General features: G+C 34.5%; 19 protein-coding genes. 8 read left to right on the plus strand and 11 right to left on the minus strand.

From position 1 onward, the window contains the following. Positions 1-26: 26 nt before the first annotated feature. Both BLS38_RS03910 and BLS38_RS03915 read right to left on the minus strand, forming a co-directional pair. Positions 27-560 (minus strand): DUF2058 domain-containing protein, encoded by a 534-nt coding sequence (locus BLS38_RS03910; protein ID WP_092747036.1) that lies wholly within the window; start codon positions 558-560, stop codon positions 27-29. Between the two features lie 223 nt (positions 561-783). Continuing rightward, entirely contained in the window at positions 784-1,086 is a 303-nt protein-coding gene (locus BLS38_RS03915) for an ArsR/SmtB family transcription factor (protein ID WP_092747037.1), read from the minus strand. A gap of 433 nt (positions 1,087-1,519) precedes the next feature. On the opposite strand from BLS38_RS03915, the gene BLS38_RS03920 reads away from it, so the two are divergent. Continuing rightward, positions 1,520-2,983 carry an amino acid permease gene (locus BLS38_RS03920; RefSeq protein ID WP_092747038.1) on the plus strand — a complete coding sequence of 488 codons (1,464 nt, stop codon included), beginning with the start codon at positions 1,520-1,522 and terminating at the stop codon, positions 2,981-2,983. Positions 2,984-3,440: 457 nt separating this feature from the next. Continuing rightward, positions 3,441-3,911 carry an Lrp/AsnC family transcriptional regulator gene (locus BLS38_RS03925; protein WP_092747039.1) on the plus strand — a complete coding sequence of 157 codons (471 nt, stop codon included), beginning with the start codon at positions 3,441-3,443 and terminating at the stop codon, positions 3,909-3,911. Between the two features lie 51 nt (positions 3,912-3,962). On the opposite strand, the gene dapC is transcribed toward BLS38_RS03925, so the two are convergent. From dapC to purT, 3 genes are read right to left on the minus strand one after another with little or no spacing between them, the layout of a single operon-like run. Beyond that, complete coding sequence (dapC, locus tag BLS38_RS03930) at positions 3,963-5,132, minus strand: succinyldiaminopimelate transaminase (protein WP_092747234.1); 1,170 nt, start codon at positions 5,130-5,132, stop codon at positions 3,963-3,965. 16 nt (positions 5,133-5,148) lie between these two features. After that, positions 5,149-7,812 (minus strand): [protein-PII] uridylyltransferase, encoded by a 2,664-nt coding sequence (gene glnD, locus BLS38_RS03935; RefSeq protein WP_092747040.1) that lies wholly within the window; start codon positions 7,810-7,812, stop codon positions 5,149-5,151. Positions 7,813-7,829: 17 nt separating this feature from the next. Continuing rightward, positions 7,830-9,032, minus strand: coding sequence for a formate-dependent phosphoribosylglycinamide formyltransferase (purT, locus tag BLS38_RS03940; protein WP_092747041.1), 1,203 nt, complete (start codon positions 9,030-9,032; stop codon positions 7,830-7,832). Positions 9,033-9,222: 190 nt separating this feature from the next. On the opposite strand from purT, the gene BLS38_RS03945 reads away from it, so the two are divergent. Beyond that, a complete protein-coding gene (locus BLS38_RS03945) occupies positions 9,223-9,681 on the plus strand; it encodes a hypothetical protein (protein WP_244518164.1) in 459 nt (152 codons plus the stop codon). A gap of 51 nt (positions 9,682-9,732) precedes the next feature. Here BLS38_RS03945 and BLS38_RS03950 read toward each other — a convergent pair whose 3' ends face one another. From BLS38_RS03950 to brnQ, 3 genes are all read right to left on the minus strand, one after another. Further along, entirely contained in the window at positions 9,733-9,981 is a 249-nt protein-coding gene (locus tag BLS38_RS03950) for a hypothetical protein (protein WP_092747043.1), read from the minus strand. 132 nt (positions 9,982-10,113) lie between these two features. Beyond that, complete coding sequence (locus tag BLS38_RS03955; protein ID WP_092747044.1) at positions 10,114-10,338, minus strand: hypothetical protein; 225 nt, start codon at positions 10,336-10,338, stop codon at positions 10,114-10,116. Positions 10,339-10,529: 191 nt separating this feature from the next. After that, positions 10,530-11,825, minus strand: a complete 1,296-nt coding sequence (gene brnQ / locus BLS38_RS03960) for a branched-chain amino acid transport system II carrier protein (RefSeq protein ID WP_092747045.1) — start codon at positions 11,823-11,825, stop codon at positions 10,530-10,532. A gap of 212 nt (positions 11,826-12,037) precedes the next feature. Between brnQ and map the strand changes: the two genes are divergently transcribed. Beyond that, entirely contained in the window at positions 12,038-12,832 is a 795-nt protein-coding gene (gene map / locus BLS38_RS03965) for a type I methionyl aminopeptidase (RefSeq protein ID WP_092747236.1), read from the plus strand. A 121-nt stretch (positions 12,833-12,953) separates the two neighbouring features. Beyond that, positions 12,954-13,505, plus strand: coding sequence for a DUF1440 domain-containing protein (locus BLS38_RS03970; RefSeq protein WP_092747046.1), 552 nt, complete (start codon positions 12,954-12,956; stop codon positions 13,503-13,505). A gap of 66 nt (positions 13,506-13,571) precedes the next feature. On the opposite strand, the gene ychF is transcribed toward BLS38_RS03970, so the two are convergent. Beyond that, complete coding sequence (gene ychF / locus BLS38_RS03975; RefSeq protein ID WP_092747047.1) at positions 13,572-14,663, minus strand: redox-regulated ATPase YchF; 1,092 nt, start codon at positions 14,661-14,663, stop codon at positions 13,572-13,574. 162 nt (positions 14,664-14,825) lie between these two features. Between ychF and BLS38_RS03980 the strand changes: the two genes are divergently transcribed. Next, positions 14,826-15,587: a glutathione S-transferase N-terminal domain-containing protein gene (locus BLS38_RS03980; RefSeq protein ID WP_092747048.1), complete on the plus strand. Its 762-nt coding sequence runs from the start codon at positions 14,826-14,828 to the stop codon at positions 15,585-15,587. 233 nt (positions 15,588-15,820) lie between these two features. On the opposite strand, the gene BLS38_RS03985 is transcribed toward BLS38_RS03980, so the two are convergent. Together BLS38_RS03985 and BLS38_RS03990 are read right to left on the minus strand one after the other, a co-directional pair. Further along, positions 15,821-16,819, minus strand: coding sequence for a sulfate ABC transporter substrate-binding protein (locus BLS38_RS03985; RefSeq protein ID WP_092747049.1), 999 nt, complete (start codon positions 16,817-16,819; stop codon positions 15,821-15,823). A gap of 202 nt (positions 16,820-17,021) precedes the next feature. Next, positions 17,022-18,188: an aminotransferase class V-fold PLP-dependent enzyme gene (locus BLS38_RS03990; RefSeq protein ID WP_092747050.1), complete on the minus strand. Its 1,167-nt coding sequence runs from the start codon at positions 18,186-18,188 to the stop codon at positions 17,022-17,024. Positions 18,189-18,477: 289 nt separating this feature from the next. Between BLS38_RS03990 and BLS38_RS03995 the strand changes: the two genes are divergently transcribed. After that, positions 18,478-19,929, plus strand: a complete 1,452-nt coding sequence (locus BLS38_RS03995) for an FAD/NAD(P)-binding protein (RefSeq protein WP_092747051.1) — start codon at positions 18,478-18,480, stop codon at positions 19,927-19,929. 146 nt (positions 19,930-20,075) lie between these two features. Next, positions 20,076-20,336: a TIGR03643 family protein gene (locus BLS38_RS04000; RefSeq protein ID WP_092747052.1), complete on the plus strand. Its 261-nt coding sequence runs from the start codon at positions 20,076-20,078 to the stop codon at positions 20,334-20,336. Positions 20,337-20,572 lie beyond the last annotated feature (236 nt).

Consider the following 20,572-nt stretch of genomic DNA (forward strand, 5'->3'; position numbering starts at 1 on the left):
TGAAACAAAGCCATGACTCCATTGTATTACCACATTAAATCATCAGGAATCGCATAAGCTGCATATGGGTCATTCTCGTCAGTCGTTTGGGTGTTTTCTTCAGACTTGTTCCATAAAATAAAGCCTTCCATTTTCTGTTCAATACGTTCAGCCAATGCTGTGGCGAGTAATACGTATGGAGTCGCTTTTGCAACTACAAGACTTCCTGCAACCAATGCATTATAAACTTGTTGATTAATATATATTTTTTTAATTTTTTGCTCATCTATAAACTGATATGCAATTTCACCTTCAGTTTTTTCAATTTTATGTTGTTGAATCATTTGTTGAATATTTGCTTTAAGTGTTCTTTGTTCAAGTTGTTTTTGTTTTTCTGCATTTAGTTCAAGGTCTTTTTGCTGTTTAGATTGCTGCGTTTTTTCAATATCAGCGATTAAAGATGCTTTGTGGTCTTGTCCGGTGCGTTGCTCGTGTTGTGCCTGTTTTGTGATTTTTTTTGCTTTTTTAGAGTCAACTAGACCCGCCTTAAGCAACTGAGCTTGCAGTGCATTTTTAACCATGATGTATTCCAATTCCAGTACTAAAAACAAGATACTGTATTATACGCATAAAAATAGTGAGTTACGCTGAACTTTTATCATCGTCTATTCATCTATATGATGCAGTTTATAAAAACAATAGACCTTTATCTTTTGTACTGCCTTACATCATATAAATGATTTTATTAAGTTTTTTCTTACATAATTTAAAAGGAGAGAATGTAAATAATAAGTAAAGTATAGCTTATTGATAAAACTGAGATACTTTATTTAATATGGTTTGAAAACGTTGGTCTTTTATTGAATAAAAAATTTGTTTTCCTGCACGGCGAGTAGTGACTACACCATTTTTACGTAAAATCATTAATTGCTGAGACAGTGTCGGTTGTACAATTTTGGTTTTCTGCTCAATTTCAGACACATTTAATTCTTCTTGAAGTAAATGACTCAAAATAATTAATCTGTCTTGGTTGGCTAAAGATTTAAGCATAGTCACAATATCATTAGATTGTGTTCGGACAACATTCATATTCATTGCAGTATCCATAAAATATTTCCTTGGTCTATAACTTTATTGATTGAAAATATACAGAATATCTATGCATAAAAAATGGATTTGTCATGTAAAAAAGTAAAGCTAATGCTTATTTAGCTCAATTTAAAGCCTGTTGGTAGATAATATTTTATTTGTTCTATTTTAGTGCAAAATTAATTTAAGTAATACTTTGATTTTATATGCTATCTATTATAGCTTTGCTTTTGAATGTTTGAAGTACTGGATTAAAGTTTGCTGTGAAAAACAGAATTGATTTAAAAAACTCAGTCTTACCAATCATATAAATGAATCATCACCTACTTATGAAAGATGATCATCTTTTATTGGCATATTTGTTGCTCTAACAAACGAAGGTTTCCATTATTTTATAAATTAATTTTATTGTTTAATCATCCAATAATACAAGCTCAATAGGAGATATACTATGAGCAAAAATACAAGTGATGCAATTCAAGGCGATCTACTTGGTGGACACAACCAAGACCCGCAAGATGAAGACAAATTACAACGATCTCTGACCAATAGACATATTCAACTGATTGCCATAGGTGGTGCAATTGGTACGGGTTTATTTATGGGTACAGGAAAGACTTTAAGCCTTTCAGGTACTTCAATTGTTTTAACTTACTTAATTATTGGTTTTTTCTTCTACTTTGTAATGCGTGCAATGGGAGAGCTATTACTTTCAAATACCAATTATAAGTCCTTTGCTGACTTTGCAACAGCATATCTTGGGCCTTGGGCAGGCTTCTTTTTAGGTTGGTCGTATTGGATGAGTTGGGTTGTTACAGCGATTGCAGATATTATTGTGATTGGAGGGTATTTTCAGTTTTGGTTTCCTGATTTATCGGCCTGGATTCCTGCTTTTATTACAGTAACCACATTAACGATTTTGAACTTACTCACTGTAAAGCTATTTGGAGAAACAGAGTTTTGGTTTGCATTGATTAAGATTGTAGCGATTATTGTTTTTTTATTGGTTGGTATTTATTTGGTCGTAACTGGTTTTGTTTCACCCAATGGTGTGAAAGCATCGTTATCTCATTTAATAGAACCTGGATCAATTTTTCCTTATGGGCTTAGTGGATTTTTAGCAGGGTTTCAAATTGCAGTATTTGCTTTCATTGGTATTGAGCTTGTAGGTACAACGGCTGCTGAAACCAAAGACCCACATAAAACGCTACCTAAAGCCATTAACTCTATTCCATTACGTATTATTTTATTTTACGTAGGTGCTTTGGTTTGCATTATTTCTGTAACTTCTTGGGCAAAGGTATCACCAAGCCAAAGTCCTTTTGTGCATATGTTTACCTTAATTGGCTTGCCTGCAGCAGCCTTCTTAGTTAATTTTGTGGTAACAACATCAGCAATGTCTTCTGCTAATAGTGGTATTTTTGCAACCAGTCGTATGATGTATGGTTTGGCTGTTGAACGTGATGCACCACAAAAATTTAAACAATTGTCTAAACGTAAAGTACCAATTTATAGCTTAATTTTCTCTATGTGTTGTATTGTGGTTGGTACAAGTATTTTATTTATTATTCCAAATGTTATGACTGCATTCACCATTTTCTCATCACTTAGCACAATTTTGATGATCTTTTCATATGCGATTATTTTATTATCTTATCTCGCATACCGTAAAAAAGCTCCTGATTTACATGAAGCGTCTCAGTATAAAATGCCAATGGGAATATTTATGTCGTGGTTAACACTGGTTTTTCTACTCTTTGTAACTGCAATTTTAATTTTAGATCATGACACACGTATCGCACTGTATTTTTCTCCAATTTGGTTTGGTGGGCTTTATGTCGCATATAAATACCGCAATAAAAAAGATCAAGAACGTAATTGGATTTTAACGCATGGAAAGCGTGTAGAAAAATAGCTCTATTAGTGAATAAAATGGCCTGTTTTATACGAGTCATTTTTTATATCTAGATGAAAATAAATACCTAAAAAACTTTATAAATTCATAAAAAAATTCTTATATATTTTAAATATGGAAAAAATTATAAATTATATATTTATATGTGGAAAATTTTTTAAAAATCGGTAAAAATGACTCAAATGAAGGAAAATAATTCGAAATCAATTACGCTATATTATGACTTAGGGTGTAAGAGGGATCGAGAAAACGGTTTAAGGTATTGGGAGATACCATAAACTTGACCCAAAAGGTCTGAACTCGGCTTTTAGTGAAAACAAATTTACCCATTTGTTGAATGATATACAGTGTACAACGCAGTATATGCTAAAAGTAAACAATCTGTTTTCCCTTGACTCCAAAAATAATAATCGTAATCTAGCCATCGAAATATTTTTCACTGCCTAAAGAGAAAAATATGCAATTAGACCGCTTTGATAAACAAATCCTTGAAATACTCAGCCACGAAGATTTAAACCTTAACGAATTATCTGAACGTATTAATCTATCGATTAGTTCGGTACATCGTCGTATTAAAATATTGATCGAATCTGAAATGATGACCGGTTTAAAGCGTGAGATTAACTATAATAAACTTGGTTTTAAGCTACATATATTACTACAAGTCTCTTTAAGTAAGCACGATAGTGAAACATTTGATCATTTTTTGGCAGAGCTAGATGCAATTCCTGAAGTGATTAATGCTTTTTTAGTGACAGGGCAAAGTGCAGATTTTATTGTTGAGCTAGTCGCTAAAGATATGGATAATTACAGTGAAATTTTACTTAGACGAGTGGCTAAAATAGAAAATGTAACGGCGTTACATTCAAGTTTTGTGATTAAAAAATATAATGTGTTTAACTGTCAGCACATACTTAGCCGAGTATAGTGTATATAAAAAATAAAAAAGCAGAGATATGATCTCTGCTTTTTTATTTGACTATAAAATACGTTTGAGTCGCTGAACAACTTGTTCACACTGTTGTAAGTCTGCAACTAGTGCCATACGCACGTGGTTTTCACCAGGGTTCCCATGAGGTGTATCTCTTGAAAGATAACGTCCTGGAAGCACTTTAATGTTGGCATATTGCATTAAATGCTGTGCAAATTTCTCATCATTATCGACTTTTAACCAGTAATAAAATCCTGCATCTGGTTTCATTAATGGCAGTACTTGGCCTAATTCACTTTGAAATAAATCAAATTTTTCCCTGTATAAAGCACGGTTATCTGCAACATGCTGTTCATCTGACCATGCCAAACAAGATGCAATTTGATGTTGCACAGGCATAGCCGCACCATGATAAGTTCTATACTTTAAATAAGGCGTTAAAATATTGGCATCGCCTGCAACAAAGCCTGAACGCATACCGGGTAAATTAGAGCGTTTAGAAAGCGAATGAAATACGACACAGTTTTTATAATCGTGTCGTCCCATCTCTGCACAGACTTCTAATAATCCAACAGGGGCTTGCTCAAACCATAACTCAGAGTAGCACTCATCTGAAGCAATAATAAACCCATACTGGTCAGACAATTGAATAAGCTTTTTAAGTTGCTCACGAGGCATAACTGCCCCAGTTGGATTACCTGGTGTACATACAAATAAAACTGCAGTTTTTTCCCATACTGTGCTTGGTATAGCCTCGAAATCACCTAAATAGTGATTATCTTCAGTGCAGTTCACCAAATACGGCGTGGCACCTGCTAATAAGGTAGCCCCTTCGTAGATTTGATAAAATGGATTTGGCATGACAACATAAGCATTATCCTCTTTATTCACGACAGATTGAACAAATGAAAACAATGCTTCTCGTGTACCAGATACAGGAAGAACGTTTTGTTCTGAATTGATTTGTTTTAGGTGGAAACGTTGTTTAAGCCAATTTGCAATTACTTGGCGTAATTCGGGTATGCCTTTACTTGCAGGGTAGCTAGATAAATGCTGAAAATTTTGAGCTAAGCTATCAATAACAAATTGTGGTGCTGGATGTTTCGGTTCACCAATAGACAGTGAAATGGCAGGCAAATCTGCAGGGGGTATGTCTTTAAAAAGTATGCTTAGCTTTTCAAATGGGTATGGGTGAAGATGCTCTAATAATTTATTCATAAATCGACTACTAATTTTACGGTGTTGAGTTGGTAATTTGGTTTGATGCTTCATCAAGGGCAGATTTGAGCTGAAATGCAAAGTGTTCTGACTCGTCGTTAGACATCATGCCCCCATTTTTCTTGGTTACGTAAAAAAGGTCTTCTACTTTTTCGCCAAGAGTGGCAATTTTAGCAAAATGAATGTCTAAACCCTGCATCATAAATAAACCGCCAATTTTTGCCAATAAGCCGGGTTGATCTAATGTGGAAATTTCTATTTTATGTTGCTTGAGAGACTCATCAAGCCGTATTGTGACAGTATTTTCAATATTAAAGTGTCTCAATTGTCGAGGGATACGTCTTTGCATAAGATTAGGGTATTCATCGACATGGCTTAAAGCGTCAAAAAGTGCTTTGATGACCATTTCTTGACGCTGTGGTTCATTAAGTAATGTACCAAAACGGTCTAAAACAATATAAGAATCTAAGCTAAAGTCGGTTTTAGAGGTAATAATACGTGCATCTTGTACATCAAGATTCATGCGATCAAGTACTGCAACAGTTGTAGCAAATAAGTTCGGTTTATCTTGTGTATAAATAAAAATCTGCACGGCATCTTGTGCTGTCTTACGATGTGCTCTGAGCTTAATAAGGGGTTGATTACTTGCTTCATGTTCTAAGATCGCATGTGTACACCATGCAATATCGTCAACAGATTCTTTTAAGAAATATTCATCGCCAAGTTCTTGCCAAACTTCTTCAACACGTTGCAGTGAAAAATTTTGAACCAACCTTTCACTGGCATAGAACTTAGTGTCTTCAATTAGCATTTGGTAGTCTACAGGCTGATCTATGCCTTTGCGAATAACTTCACGGGTTTGGGTGTAGAGTTGACGCATGAGGGATGCACGCCATGTATTCCAAAGCTTTGGATTGGTTGCATTAATGTCTGCGACCGTGAGTGTGTATAGATAATCTAAATGGTCCATGTCTTTTAGTTTAGATGCAACTTCTTGAATTACATCAGGGTCTGAAATATCTTTTTTCTGTGCGGTGAGTGAAATGAGTAAGTGATTTTCAATCAGCCATGCAATCAAATCTGTATCTTCAGGACTAATGCCATGTAATTGGCAAAATTCGCGGGCATCTTGTGCACCTAAAATACAGTGGTCACCGTTACGACCTTTGGCAATGTCATGGAACAGTGCAGCAATCATAATAATGTCACGTTTTTTAAGGCGTTGGTAAACAGAACTCACCACAGGAAAATCTTTGGCAAATTCAGGTTCCTTAAAACGCTCTAAGTTACGTATAAGAAACAACGTATGCTGGTCTACAGTATAAATATGAAATAAGTCATATTGCATGAGTCCCATAATTTGACCAAATGCAGGTAGGTATTTACCCAAAATACCGTAGCGACGCATATGTGATAAGGTTTCATAAAGACGTTTTGATGATTGTATAATCTTTAAAAATAAATGTTGGTGCTTAGGTTGTTGTCTAAAGTTTTCATCTATGTTTTTTGCAGCCAACACGAGTAAACGTAATGTACGTGCTCGAATACCTTTAATTTCTGGGTGTATGGCAATTAAATAAAATATTTCTAGAATTGCACTTGGATTTTCAGAAAACACCCGATGATGTTGTACTGCAATTTTATGGTCAGTAATGGTAAAGCGTTCATTGAGTACAGTGACCTGTTTGGCATAGTCTGTAGATCTTGGTTCTATGACGGATTGATTAAAAAAGGCTAATAGAACTTCATTTAGTGTGGCGACTTGTTGTGCTTTACGGTAGTAACGACGCATAAACTGTTCAACCGCATAGTTTGCAGATTGACCCTTTGGCGTATTGTAGCCAAATTTACTTGCAATATCTCGTTGATAGTCAAAAAGTAGTCTATTCTCATCACGTTTAGTTAAGCGGTGTAAGTGATGCCTTATTTCCCAATAAAATGTTTCTGCAGCTTCTAATATTTTTAATTCAAACTCTGAAATAAACCCAAGGTGTACAAGATCATAAATACGTCCCACTCTAAAGTGTCGCTTAGCAACCCATGCAATTTGGTTCATGTCTCGAATACCACCAGGGGCATTCTTTATATCTGGTTCTAAATTACTTTCGGTAAAGTTATGTTGAGAATAGCGTTTTTTTTGTTCTTGCATTTTTGCGTCAAAAAAAGCGCGGTCTGTCCATGCTTGATTTACAATTTGGCGGGGCCAACGGGAAAGACGTTCATCACCAATAATTAAACGTGATTCAATCAGTGATGTTGCAATCGTAATGTCTTGGCTGGCTTGTTCCATACATGATTGTACTGTACGTACGCTAACACCGGGTTTAAACCCCGTGTCCCATAAAGAGGCAATGAACTGCGATACAGCTTGCTCTTGTGTAGTATTTAGCTCAAATTCTGAAAATAGCATAATGTCTACATCAGAGTATGGCAACATTTCTTGACGGCCATATCCACCTACAGCGAATAAGCAAATTTCTGAATCTTCAAGTCCTGCTTTCTTCCAAAGTAGACGTAAGCTTTCATCGGTAGCATTTGATCTGGCCAATATAATATGTCGAATACTATTTCCATTTTCAAAAGACGTATCAAACTGCTGTTCAATGTGTTGATGCCATTTTTGAATAGATGCATGGCCTTCATGGCTCGCCAGATAGTCAGAAAGGGAAGTAAACTTCATAAATATTGGCCTTATTTTTATGCTTTAACAGTAATTTTTTGTGCTGCATCTCTTGCAAGATGACGTGCTTCTTCTGTATTTGTGGCACGTGCAGTGACCACACCCATTCGGCGTTTTTTAAAACCTTCTGGTTTGCCAAATAGTCTTAAGTCTGTATCAGGATGGCTTAATGCTTGTTCAATATGTTGATAGTTCAAGTTCTTGCTGTCTACACCAGCATATACAACTGCGCTTGCCGCAATACTATGTTGTGTTGTATTAACAGGCAAACCTAAAATAGCACGAGCATGTAATTCAAATTCACTTTGGAATTGTGAGGCGAGGGTAACTAGACCTGTGTCGTGTGGGCGAGGAGAAACTTCGCTAAACCAAACATCATCACCTTTAACAAACAGCTCCACACCAAAAATACCGCAACCACCAAGTGCTGTCGTTACTTTTTCAGCAATCTCTTTGGCTTTGTTCAAGGCCTGTTCAGTCATTGCTTGGGGTTGCCAACTTTCAATATAGTCGCCATCTTGTTGTTGGTGTCCAATCGGAGAGCAAAAATGTGTTTCAATGGATTGCGTATTTGGATTTTTTGCACGTACAGTCAATAAGGTAATTTCAAAGTCAAAATCAATTTTAGATTCAATAATGACTTTGCCTTGATTGATACGGGCTGTTTCCATAGCATACTTCCAAGCAGCATCGACTTGATCTGCATTTTTTACATAGGACTGCCCTTTACCGGAAGATGACATAACAGGTTTAACAAAATTAGGATAGCCAATTTCATTAGACGCCTTTCTAAACTGTTCTAGTGAGTCAGCAAAGCGATATTCTGAGGTTGGAATTGAGAGTTCTTCAGCAGCTAAACAACGTATACCTTCGCGGTTCATGGTTAAGCTGACTGCTTTTGCAGATGGAATAATAGTTGCAGTATTATTATTTTCAATTTCAATTAGTACATCTGTAGCAATTGCTTCAATTTCAGGCACAATCAGTTGCGGTTTAACAGTATCTATAAGGTTTCTGAGCGCCGTTGGGTCAGCCATATTAAGTGTGTGGCTATAATGTGCAACTTGCATTGCAGGTGCATGGTCATAGCGGTCAGCTGCATGAACTTCTACACCTAGGCGCTGTAGTGAAATAACTACCTCTTTACCTAACTCACCAGAACCAAGTAATAAGACTTTAAATGCAGTGGGTTGTAGTGGTGTACCAAGTGTAACGCTCATGGATTTTTCCTTTGTTTGTTGTAACCTGAAGTTAAATATACTAACCCAATTCAAGTTATTTGAATAATCTATTATAAATGTTGTCTGCTTGACAATCGAACAACTCGTATATAGTTGAGGCAATTTAATTAATCTTATAGCATAGCAAGATACGCCGTGATGATAAGAGATGAAACATATGTGGGTGACTATGCGACAGATAACAATATTGACAGTAGTAGCATGTGCTATAGCACTCGCAGGGTGTAATCAAAAAGACGAACCCAAAGTAGTGATTAAACCTGCGCCTAAACTAACGAAAGATGCAACGCAATACGCCAAAGAAAGTTGGGCATTGATGACCCAAATAGATAATATGCTGTCAAACAGTCATTTAAATCAAAATCAAATTGATGATGATATACGTAAACCATTGCGTGAATTAGGAAACCGTTGGATGATTAATATAAAAATGGGGGATTCTGTTGCTGAAGGTAACTTTGCTTTATGTCGCAAAGCGATGGTGAGTTTAGATAGTGTTGCACGTGCAATACAAACCCAAGAAGATAGTCACAAAATTGAAGATGCGAAAATATTATATTTAAGAGATAAAGCATTATGCAAAAATGCTTTAGATAATCCTGAACTTGGCAACAGTAAAGACATTTAAATATAAAAAAGGAAGGTTAAAACCTTCCTTTTTTATATTTAAATGAATAAATTAAGTTTTTGGCTTTTCAACCTTGTCTTTGGTTGCCACTTTTTCTTTAGTTGATTCTACTTTTTTCTCAACTTTAGCTTTTTTATCTTCAGTTTTTTTTGCAGTTGCCCCAGTTGCTACCACACATTTACCACCTTTATGATGTGGACCTTCACCACCTTGTAATGTTGTACCTTTAGGGCAAGCAAATGCAGTTGCGCTGAGTGCAGATAGACTTAATGCAATGATTGAACAAGTAATTTTTTTCATTTTGAGCCTATATTTTAATAACAGGTGATATTACCTAAAATAAGAATAAAGAAGTTTTGATTATGCAAGCAAGTCTATAAAAGTAATTGTTATAGTACTTGCTGTTTTTTTATAGTTAAAATTAATGTTGAATTAATATTTATTCAATTTCGTCTGTCTTGCTTTTAGGTCAAATATGGCCCAAGTAGCAAAAGCAGCACTTGCCAACAAAGCATACAAAAAGTGCGTTACTTGTAAATTGCCTTGTATTGTACCTTGAATAGCAAGCGTTAACATAAGTGCGCAGGTTGTGAGTAGATAAACAATGACATTAGGGTAAGATTTTATATTACTTACTTGAGCTTTGAGTGAATTCATACGGTCGTCCTCTAGCTAGAAATTATTGTTTAACCATTATAGTCTAAATAAAAGAAAATTATCTACCACTTAATTGTTAAAGAAATATGACAAAGTTTTTTTTTGAGTAAAAATGTAGTCGATACAATCGTATTTATAATATTTTGGAATTAAACAGTATAAAGAAAGAGGGGAGAATCCCCCCTTTTAGATTAAGATGCTTTTACTTTATTGAGTACAAGTGCAATCACAAAAACAAAGACACAAGGAATAAGCCATGCGAGATTTTGTTCTGAGAGCGGTAGTTTTTGTAATATCTCTGGAACTAAGCTTTGAAAGCGAGAGGCTTTAATCCCTTCAATAATACCAAAAATGAAAGCGACAGCCGTTACTGGAACAAAAATACGTTGTGAGTTTGAAAATAACCCTGTAAAAAAGCTTAAAATAATAACAACAATCGCAGGTGGATAAATTGCACTCAGTACTGGAACTGAAAAAGCAATAAGTTTATCTAGCCCTAAGTTTGAAATCATAAATGCAAAAACCACAAGAATAATTACCAATGTTTTATAAGATATTTTTGTGAGTTGATGAAAGTAGCTTGCACAAGAACATGTTAAACCAATTGCAGTCACGACACAGGCTAAAATAATTAATGCCGTTAAAAATATTGTACCAGATGAACCAAATGCATGTTGTACATAAGCATTTAATATAACAGCACCATTAGTCGCATTAGGCGTTAAAGGATAACTCTGAACTCCAAGGCGAAATAAACATAGATATAGTGCAGTTAATCCAATACCAGCAATAATACTGGCAATAAAAGTATACTTAAAAATCAATTTAGATGAAGTCACACCACGCGACTGAACAGCTTGAACAATGACAATACCAAATACTAAAGCACCCAATGTGTCCATCGTTAGATAACCATTAACAAGGCCTTCTGAAATAGGGCGATCAATATAGTGTCCTGTAGGTGCTGCGAAGAAATGTAATGAAATAAACAAAGTGCTTATACATAAAATGCTTAGAGCAACCAGTTTTAAGGGTGCCAATATATAACCAATCGTATCTAAGATTTTATGAGGATATAAAGAAACAATTGCAACAATTGTAAAATAGATTGCACTGTATATAAGTGTAGGTAAAACACCATGTCCAAAATGCGGCTCTATACCAATAGCATATGACACAGTTGCTGTACGTGGCGTTGCAAATAAAGGCCCTACAGCTAAGTAACAAGTAATGGTTAGAATTAAGCTTGCAATTTTTCCAAGTGGTGAACTTAATGCTTCTATTGATCCACCTACACGAGCCAATGCAATAATTGTCAGTACTGGCAAGCCTACAGCTGTAATTAAAAAGCCCAAAGAGGCTAGCCAAACATGTTCACCAGCTTGTTGGGCTACAATTGGAGGAAAGATAATATTACCCGCACCAATAAATAAGGCGAAGGTCATAAACCCAAGTGCTAAAATATCCCTTAGATTGAGCTGCATCATAAAGTTGCCTGAATTTTTGAAATTGCCTAATTCTAGTGCAAAAAATAAGATTAAACATTATTTTTACATCTCGTTGGTTAATTTTGGTGCAATTTTTTGTTTTTTTAGATAAGTATTCTAGAGTTATTTAGGTTTATTTTAGTGTTAAACTGTTTGTAGTTATAATACTCTTAAATAGCCTAAGCAATAATATGCTTAAAAAGCAGGAACCCATGTTCAATACAAAAGTAAATATCAAAAGTAGTCATGACATTGAAAAACTAAGAATAGCTGGTAAATATGCAGCTGAAGTTCTCGAAATGATTACTGAACATGTCAAAGCAGGTGTATCTACAGCTTATTTAGATAATATATGCCACGATTTTATTGTGAAAGAATTAAAAGTAATACCCGCGAACATTGGTTATTGTGGCTATAGTAAAACAACATGTATTTCTAAGAATGAAGTGGTCTGTCATGGTATTCCATCAGAGCAAGAAATATTAAAAGAAGGGGATATTATTAATATTGATGTCGCTATTATTAAAGATGGCTATTACGGTGATACAAGTCGAATGTATTGCGTAGGGCAGGTTAAACCAGAACATAAATCACTTATTCTAACCACTTACGAAGCCATGCTTGCAGGTATACATCAGGTTAAACCTGGCGCAACACTTGGTGATATAGGTTTTGCAATACAAACAGTCGCTCACAAAAATGACTATAGTATAGTTAGAGAATACTGTGGTCATGGTATTGGTAAAGGCTACCATGAACAACCTAATATTTTACATTATGGGCAAAAAGGGCAGGGGTTAAAATTAAAAAAAGGGATGGTATTTACAATAGAGCCTATGGTAAATATGGGGAAAGCAGGGGTAAATGAACTAAATGATGGTTGGACCGTAGTAACCCAAGACCGATCCTTTTCCGCCCAGTGGGAGCATATGGTGGCTGTGACAGACCATGGTTTTGAGTTACTCACTCCATGGCCAAATGGTACAGGAAAATTTCCACATATCTAAAAAGTAATGGGTTAAGGAGCCAAGATTTTTACTTTGTTTAATTAAAATAGCCTAAGTATATTTTTAATTAAAAATTAATATAAAAGTACTAAATTTAATCAACAAACCAAAGGGAAAAAATATGCTAGGAAAGCAAATCGACTTAAAAATACTATTTTTAGGTACAATTGTAGCGGGTTTTATTAGTTCTCTTGTAAAATGGGGCTCAGAAGTCAATATGCCGCCTCGTATGACAGGAGAAATTTCTCCTCCCGCCGCACATATTGATGCATGGCTTGGACCATTAGGAGTTCATTCAAATAGCTTAGATTATATGTACCAAGGACATTTAGTTGGTGGGGCAGTCACTTTATATCACTGGATATTTAGCTTTATTTTTGCTTTTGTCTATATATTCTTATCTGCATTTTATCCAAAAATAAGAGCATTATATGGAGTAGTATACGGCATAGTCATTACCATTGTTATGCATGGATTTCTTATACCAGCACTTGGTTTCAGACATTTAGCATATGATTCAAGTGCAACAGGTTGGCTTTGGAATTTAAATAGTTATGAGTTTTTTAGTGAAATTCTTGGTCATATTTATTGGTCATTTTCAATTGAAGTGTCATTTGTTTTTATTCTAGCAATATTACATAAACCAATTAAAGGCAATTGGACAAGTAAATAAATTTTGAATGAATAAAGCTATTAAAAAAGAGGCTATCATTTTTATTTGATAGCCTCTTTTTATGTTTTAAACGTTAAAGCGGAAATGCATTACATCGCCATCTTTTACAATATAAGTTTTCCCTTCTAAACGCCATTTTCCAGCATCTTTAGCACCAGACTCTCCATTAAATTGAATAAAGTCATCATATGCAATCACTTCAGCTCGAATAAAGCCTTTTTCAAAATCTGTGTGAATAACACCTGCAGCTTCAGGGCCAGTTGCACCAACCTTCACAGTCCAAGCACGAACTTCTTGTACACCTGCTGTAAAATACGTTTGTAAGCCAAGTAGACCATAACCTGCACGAATCACCACATTTAAACCTGGTTCTTCCATACCCATAGCTTCTAAAAACTCAGCACGGTCTTCATCTTCTAATAACGAGATTTCTGACTCAATTTGATTACACAATGGTACAACAATTGCATTTTCTTTCTCAGCAAGATCACGTACGGCGTCTAGGTGAGGATTATTCTCAAAACCATCCTCTGAGACATTTGCAATATACATGGTCGGCTTTAGTGTCAAAAGACCATAACCACGAAGTAGTTTATGATCATCTTCTGATAAATCTGCAGCACGGGCAGGTTGGCCTTCATTCAAAAGTGGTAGAATCTTTTCTAATACTGCTTTTGTAGCAATCGCATCTTTATCACCACTTTTTGCATTTTTTGCTAAACGAGTTACAGATTTTGTAACAGTTTCTAAGTCAGAAAGTGCAAGCTCTGTATTTATCGTTGCAATATCATCGAGTGGGTCTATTTTTCCGTTAACGTGAATAACATTTTCGTCTTCAAAGCAACGTACTACGTGAGCGATTGCATCTGTTTCACGAATATTTGCCAAAAATTGGTTGCCAAGACCTTCTCCCTTAGATGCACCTGCCACTAAACCCGCAATATCTACAAACTCCATTGTAGTAGGTAGCACACGTTGTGGCTTTACAATTGCTGTTAGTTTTTCTAGTCTTGAGTCTGGTACAGGCACTATACCTGTGTTTGGCTCAATGGTACAAAAAGGAAAGTTTTCAGCAGCAATTGCTGCCTTAGTTAAGGCATTAAAAAGTGTTGACTTGCCAACATTCGGTAGACCAACAATACCGCAATTAAAACCCATGAAGTACTCACAAAAATGTTATATGAATTGTCCGTAATTCTACATTAAAGTAAAAATAAAGTCAGGAATAACTGTTTTTATGATAATTTTATGCGCAATTTTTATTATTTGCTTATAATATCACATATAAAAATAAGTCTGGATTATTAGAGTAAAGAGCATATGCGTACTTTGTATCAATTTCCGTTATCTCACTTTTGTGAAAAAGCACGTTGGGTTTTAGATCATAAAGAACTTGATTATGTTGCACATAATTTAACACCTGGAATACATCGTTTTTTTACGCAACGTAAAGCTAGTGTAAATACACTTCCTTTATTAAATGATTGTGGACATTGGATTGCTGACTCTACAAAAATTACAATACACTTAGATCAATGCTACCCAGAAAATAATTTAGTTCATCATAATCCAACAATAAATAGACACATACTAGAAATGAATGACTTAGCGAATGAATTGGGTAACTATGTACGGCGTTGGGTCTTAGGAGGTATTATTTTACCTAATAGCCATTCTATAGATATTCTAATTGGTGAAAAAGGATATTTAAAAAAGTTTAAAAAATATAGCAAACCTATGCTTTCTTTGGTATTGAGAAAACACTTTCAGTTAAACACTCACGATTTAAATGAGATTGAAGCACATATTTTAAATATAATAAATATATTCAATCAGCAACTTTTAAAAACAAATACAGGTTATATGGTTCAGGATTATTTAACACTTGCTGATATTGCAATATGTAGTATGGTTGCACCAATATTGAATGTAGAAGGTACACCTTGGGAAGTAGAACAGTTACAATCTAATGAAGAATCAAACATATTAAAAAATAAAATACTCACACTTCCTCTTGGTGAATATGTTAATCACATATACAAAAATCAGCGTAATGCTAGAGTAGATTGGCGTGGTATATAAAATTAAGAGTACAATAATTTTTAGGACATAAGAAAAATATCTGTTCTGAATTTAGTATATAGGTTTAGCAGCCAATCGTATTCACTTTAAACCGATACATAAAAGCAATCAATAAACATCTAAACCAGACATATTTAGTTGCTAAATATCGTATTTCATAAATAAAAGATCTAAAACTTACGGCGTAAAAAAAAGCACCTTTTTATATGGTGCTTTTAAATTAAAATAAAAAATTATTTTTTATAGATTTGATCAAAAATACCGCCATTTGAGAAATGAATCTTTTGCGCATTTGCCCAACTACCAAATACCGAATCAATAGTAAACAACTGCAACTTTGGAAACTTACTCGCATACTTTAAAGCAACTTCTTTGTTTCGAGGTCTAAAGTTGTATTGTGCTGCTAGATCTTGGCCTAAAGGAGAGTATAGGAAATTTAAGTAACCTTTTGCGATTAAACGATTACCATTTTCGTCTACTGTTTTATCTACAATTGCGACAGAAGGTTCTGCTAAAATTGAAATAGATGGATAAACGATTTCAAACTCACCTTTTGGTAAGTTCTGTTGCGCCAATAATGCCTCATTTTCCCAAGTCAGTAAAACATCACCAATATTTCTTTCAGTAAATGTTGTCATAGATGCACGTGCTGCAGAATCTAATACTTTAACGTTCTGATAAATATTAGTCACTAACTGACGTGCTTTCGCATCATTACCACCAGGCTGTTTAAGTGCATATCCCCAAGCTGCTAAATAAATCCATCTTGGTGCACCACCTGTTTTAGGATTAGGGGTAATTACCTCTACACCTGGTTTAGCTAAATCGTTCCAATCTTTAATCTGTTTAGGATTACCCTTGCGAACTAAGTAAACAATAGTGGAGGTATAAGGGGCAGAGTTGTTTGGAAATTGTTTTTGCCAATCTTTGCGGATATATCCTGCATTTGAAATTTCGTCTATATCATTTGCTAAAGCCAATGTCACGACATCTGCTTTTAATCCCGTAGCAACAGCACGGGCTTGTTTACCAGAGCCACCATGCGATTGTTTAAAATCAATTCGTTGACCTGTTCTGCTGTACCAATACTCTCCAAACGCTTTATTGTAGTCTTTATAAAATTCACGCGTTGGGTCATAAGACACATTTAAAAAGCTTTTAGTTTCAGCTGCAATGGCTGATGTTGAAGACAAAATCAGGCCTAAAACACCCATTAAAAATATTTTTTTCATATAAATCCCTAATTTAATCTAACAATATGCCAATCATTGAAATCGAAAGATCTAAGGCATTCTGCTGTAAATGACACAATAAAATTGTAAAACTATAATAAATTAAAATTATAGAGAGTTATCTGTAGTTGTATAACAACAATACGATATAAACTTATATAAGTAAGTAATATGTATTAATTACTCATTATTAAGCAGTGCATTAATTAAATGTCACAATCTGAGTCGTTTGTTGAACGTACTCTAAATGATGAAGTAAATCATCAATATTTTTCTCAGTCGTATATTTTCCAAAACTAAAACGAATTGCATTTTTCGCAAGATCTTCAGTTCGATCTATAGCAACTAAAACATGTGACGCACCCGATTTACCAGAATTACATGCTGAACCGCTAGACACAGCAGCGAATGCTTTCACGGCGTTAATGAGTACAAAAGGGTTGTCTGCTGTAAATGACACATTTAAGTAATTAGCAACTCGCTGTTCTGAATCACCATTCAGGACAATACTCGTCATCTCTGTTAAACCATCAAATAATTTTTTTTGCAAAATACCAAGGCGTTCTTGCTCTATATGTAAGTTCGATTTAGCGATTTTAAATGCTTCACCCATACCTACAATTTGATGTGTTGCCAATGTTCCCGAACGACAACCTTGCTCATGGCCACCACCATGAATTTGTGGTTCAATTTCAAATGTTTTTTGATGATTTACGTACAAGGCACCAATACCTTTAGGCCCATATACTTTATGCGCAGATAAACTTAACAAATCAATATTAAATGCATGTACATCTATAGCTAGCTTACCTGCGGCTTGCGCTGCATCAACATGAAAAAAAATGTCATGCTTTTTAGCAATTTCACCAATCGCTTGAATATCTGTAATTGTACCAATTTCATTATTAACCATCATGAGTGAAATAAGCACAGTATCTGGACGAATAGCTTCTTGTACAGCTTCTGGCGTAATAAGCCCTGTATTGGTTTTTGGTTTAAGGTAGGTTACTTCAAAACCTAAAGTTTCCAACTTAGCACAGCTATCTAAAATTGCTTTGTGTTCAATTTGACTAGTAATGATATGTTTACCACGAGAGGCATAACGCTCAGTAACGCCTTTCAATGCAAGATTATTTGACTCAGTTGCACCAGAGGTCCAAATGATTTCATCTGCTGATGCACCAATCAATACAGCGACATCACTACGTGCTTGTTCTACTTTTTGTCTTGCTTGTTGCCCAAAAGGATGACCATTTGAAGCTGGATTACCAAATGTACCAGTAAAAGAAAGGCTTTGTGCCATTATATCTATAATTTCAGGATAAACTGGTGTGGTTGCAGCATAATCTAAATAAATTTGCTGTTTCATATCCCTAAACTCTCCAAATGAATTTTTTCGATTTAAATATAACAAAAAGTGATAAAGAAGCATAGACATAATACTTAGTCAAAACCATTTGAATTAAAATATCACAAGTGTTATCTAGTTCTTATTATTTCATATTTTGACTAAATGTATTCATCTCAAAAATAAATAAAAAATCATATTTAAATATATAAAATTGCATTAGATTTTCACTTATTTTAATAGTCATAAAGCTTATATTTGTTTTAGCATAGCAAACATCGTTTATTAAAAAATTATAAGGTCATTTATTGTGGTCAATATTAGAAACCTAACAGATCTAGAACAGCAAATAAAAGAAGACTTTACTCATCTAAACATCCCAAAAAAATCGTGGATGATTCCAAGAAATCATTTAGAAAATGAAAAAAATCATATTGATGTAGCAATTATTGGTGCGGGCATGTCTGGTTTAGCACTGTCTTTAGCTTTATATACGGAAGGGATTAACGCTATTGTTTTTGATCAGTGTAAAGAGGGCGAAGAGGGGCCTTGGAAAAATACTGCGCGTATGGAAACGCTTAGATCTCCTAAACAAGCCATTGGCCCTGCCTTAAGCTTTCCATCACTTACATTTCAGGCTTGGTTCAAAGCTCAGTTTGGACAAGAACACTGGGAATTACTTGATAAAATTCCTCGGTTACAATGGCATGACTACTTACAGTGGTTTAAAAAAGTAACTCAGCCATATATTCTTTATGAGCATAATCTCATTGATTTAAATGTAGGAGAAAAGGGAAGTACATTGTATTTTAAAAATTTAGCCAATGGAGAAATTCAAACTTATATGTCTTCTCATACAATATTGGCTATGGGGATTGATAGTTTTAGTTCGCCTAACATACCTACATTTATGAATAATGTCTCAAATCATCGCTGGGAGCATGCGTATCATCGTAGTAATTATCATAAATTCAAGAATCTAGATATTGGTGTCATTGGTTATAGTGCGGGTGCAATGGATAGTTCTGCCACAGCATTAGAATGTGGTGCAAAAAGTGTAGAAATATTATGTCGTTGTAAGGATTTTCCACGGGTAAATAGAGGAAAAGTTGCATTCAATTCAGGATATCTAAATTCTTATCCATATTGGTCTGATCAACAAAAATGGGATTTTAATTATTACTTAAAACAAGAAAGAACACCTGCACCACATGGTAGTACACTTAGAGTATCTCATCATAAAAATGCATACTTTAACTTTGATGAACATGTCGTATCAGTGAAAGAATACCAAAATAAGATTCATATACAAACAAAAAAACATCACTTTATATTTGATTATTTAATTTTAGCGACAGGTTTTTCTCTAAACTGGTCAAAATATTCATGGCTGTCTTATATAAGAGATCATACAAAGCAATGGAAAGATCAATATATTTCAAATGAACTACCTGATAATTCACTTTCTCAAGCACCTTATTTAACAACTAATTTTGAGTTTATTGCAAAATCAAAGCAGTTAGATTCTGATTTTTCTAGACTATATTGTTTTAACTATAGTGCATCGCTTAGTCAAGGGCCTTTAGTTGGTATGATTTCTGGAGTTGAACACGGTGCACCACATTTAGCAAAGGCTATTTCTCATAAAATATATTTAGATTCATTTGATCAGTATATAAATAAGGTAAAACACAGTGAAGATTTTGAGCTTGAAGGCAACGAATGGGAAGTGACTTTACCTTATGTTACAAGACAAAGTTGAATTTAATGTGGGTGCTTATTGTACATATTCATATTTAGTGTTTTACTATTATTTCAAAGTAAAGACGTATCTGTTCACCTTAAAGCAAAATAAATCAAACTACAGAAATACAAAACAGCAGAGGTATATACTATGACATCAATAATATGACATCAATAAAAGATTTTTCGGCTGAGGATCTATCAAGAGTTATTGAAATGGCATGGGAGGATAGAACACCTTTTGAAGCAATTGAATATCAGTTTGGACTCAATGAATCAGAGATTATTAATTTGATGCGAACCCATATGCAACCTGGGAGCTTTCGTTTATGGCGAGAGCGCGTAACAGATCGAAAAACCAAACATCTAAGACTGAGATCACCTGAAGTAAGTCGAGCATATTGTTCAAGACAATATAAAGTTTAATCAAAGTAAATGAGTAGCTGTTTCTTATAGCAAATAATAAAAAATATTGAAACATGGAGTTAGTGTAGCTACTCATTTAATCCAAGTATTTATAACAGATATACATAGATCTAATTACTATTTTTGGATATATCCCATTTCGCATAAGGTATATTATGTTAAATAGGATATTATGCAACTCTAGATTACTACTTTAAACCTAATCATTTAGCCTTCTCCGTTGTTACTTAATTATC

It is taken from the genome of Acinetobacter boissieri (assembly GCF_900096955.1).
Classification (GTDB): domain Bacteria; phylum Pseudomonadota; class Gammaproteobacteria; order Pseudomonadales; family Moraxellaceae; genus Acinetobacter; species Acinetobacter boissieri.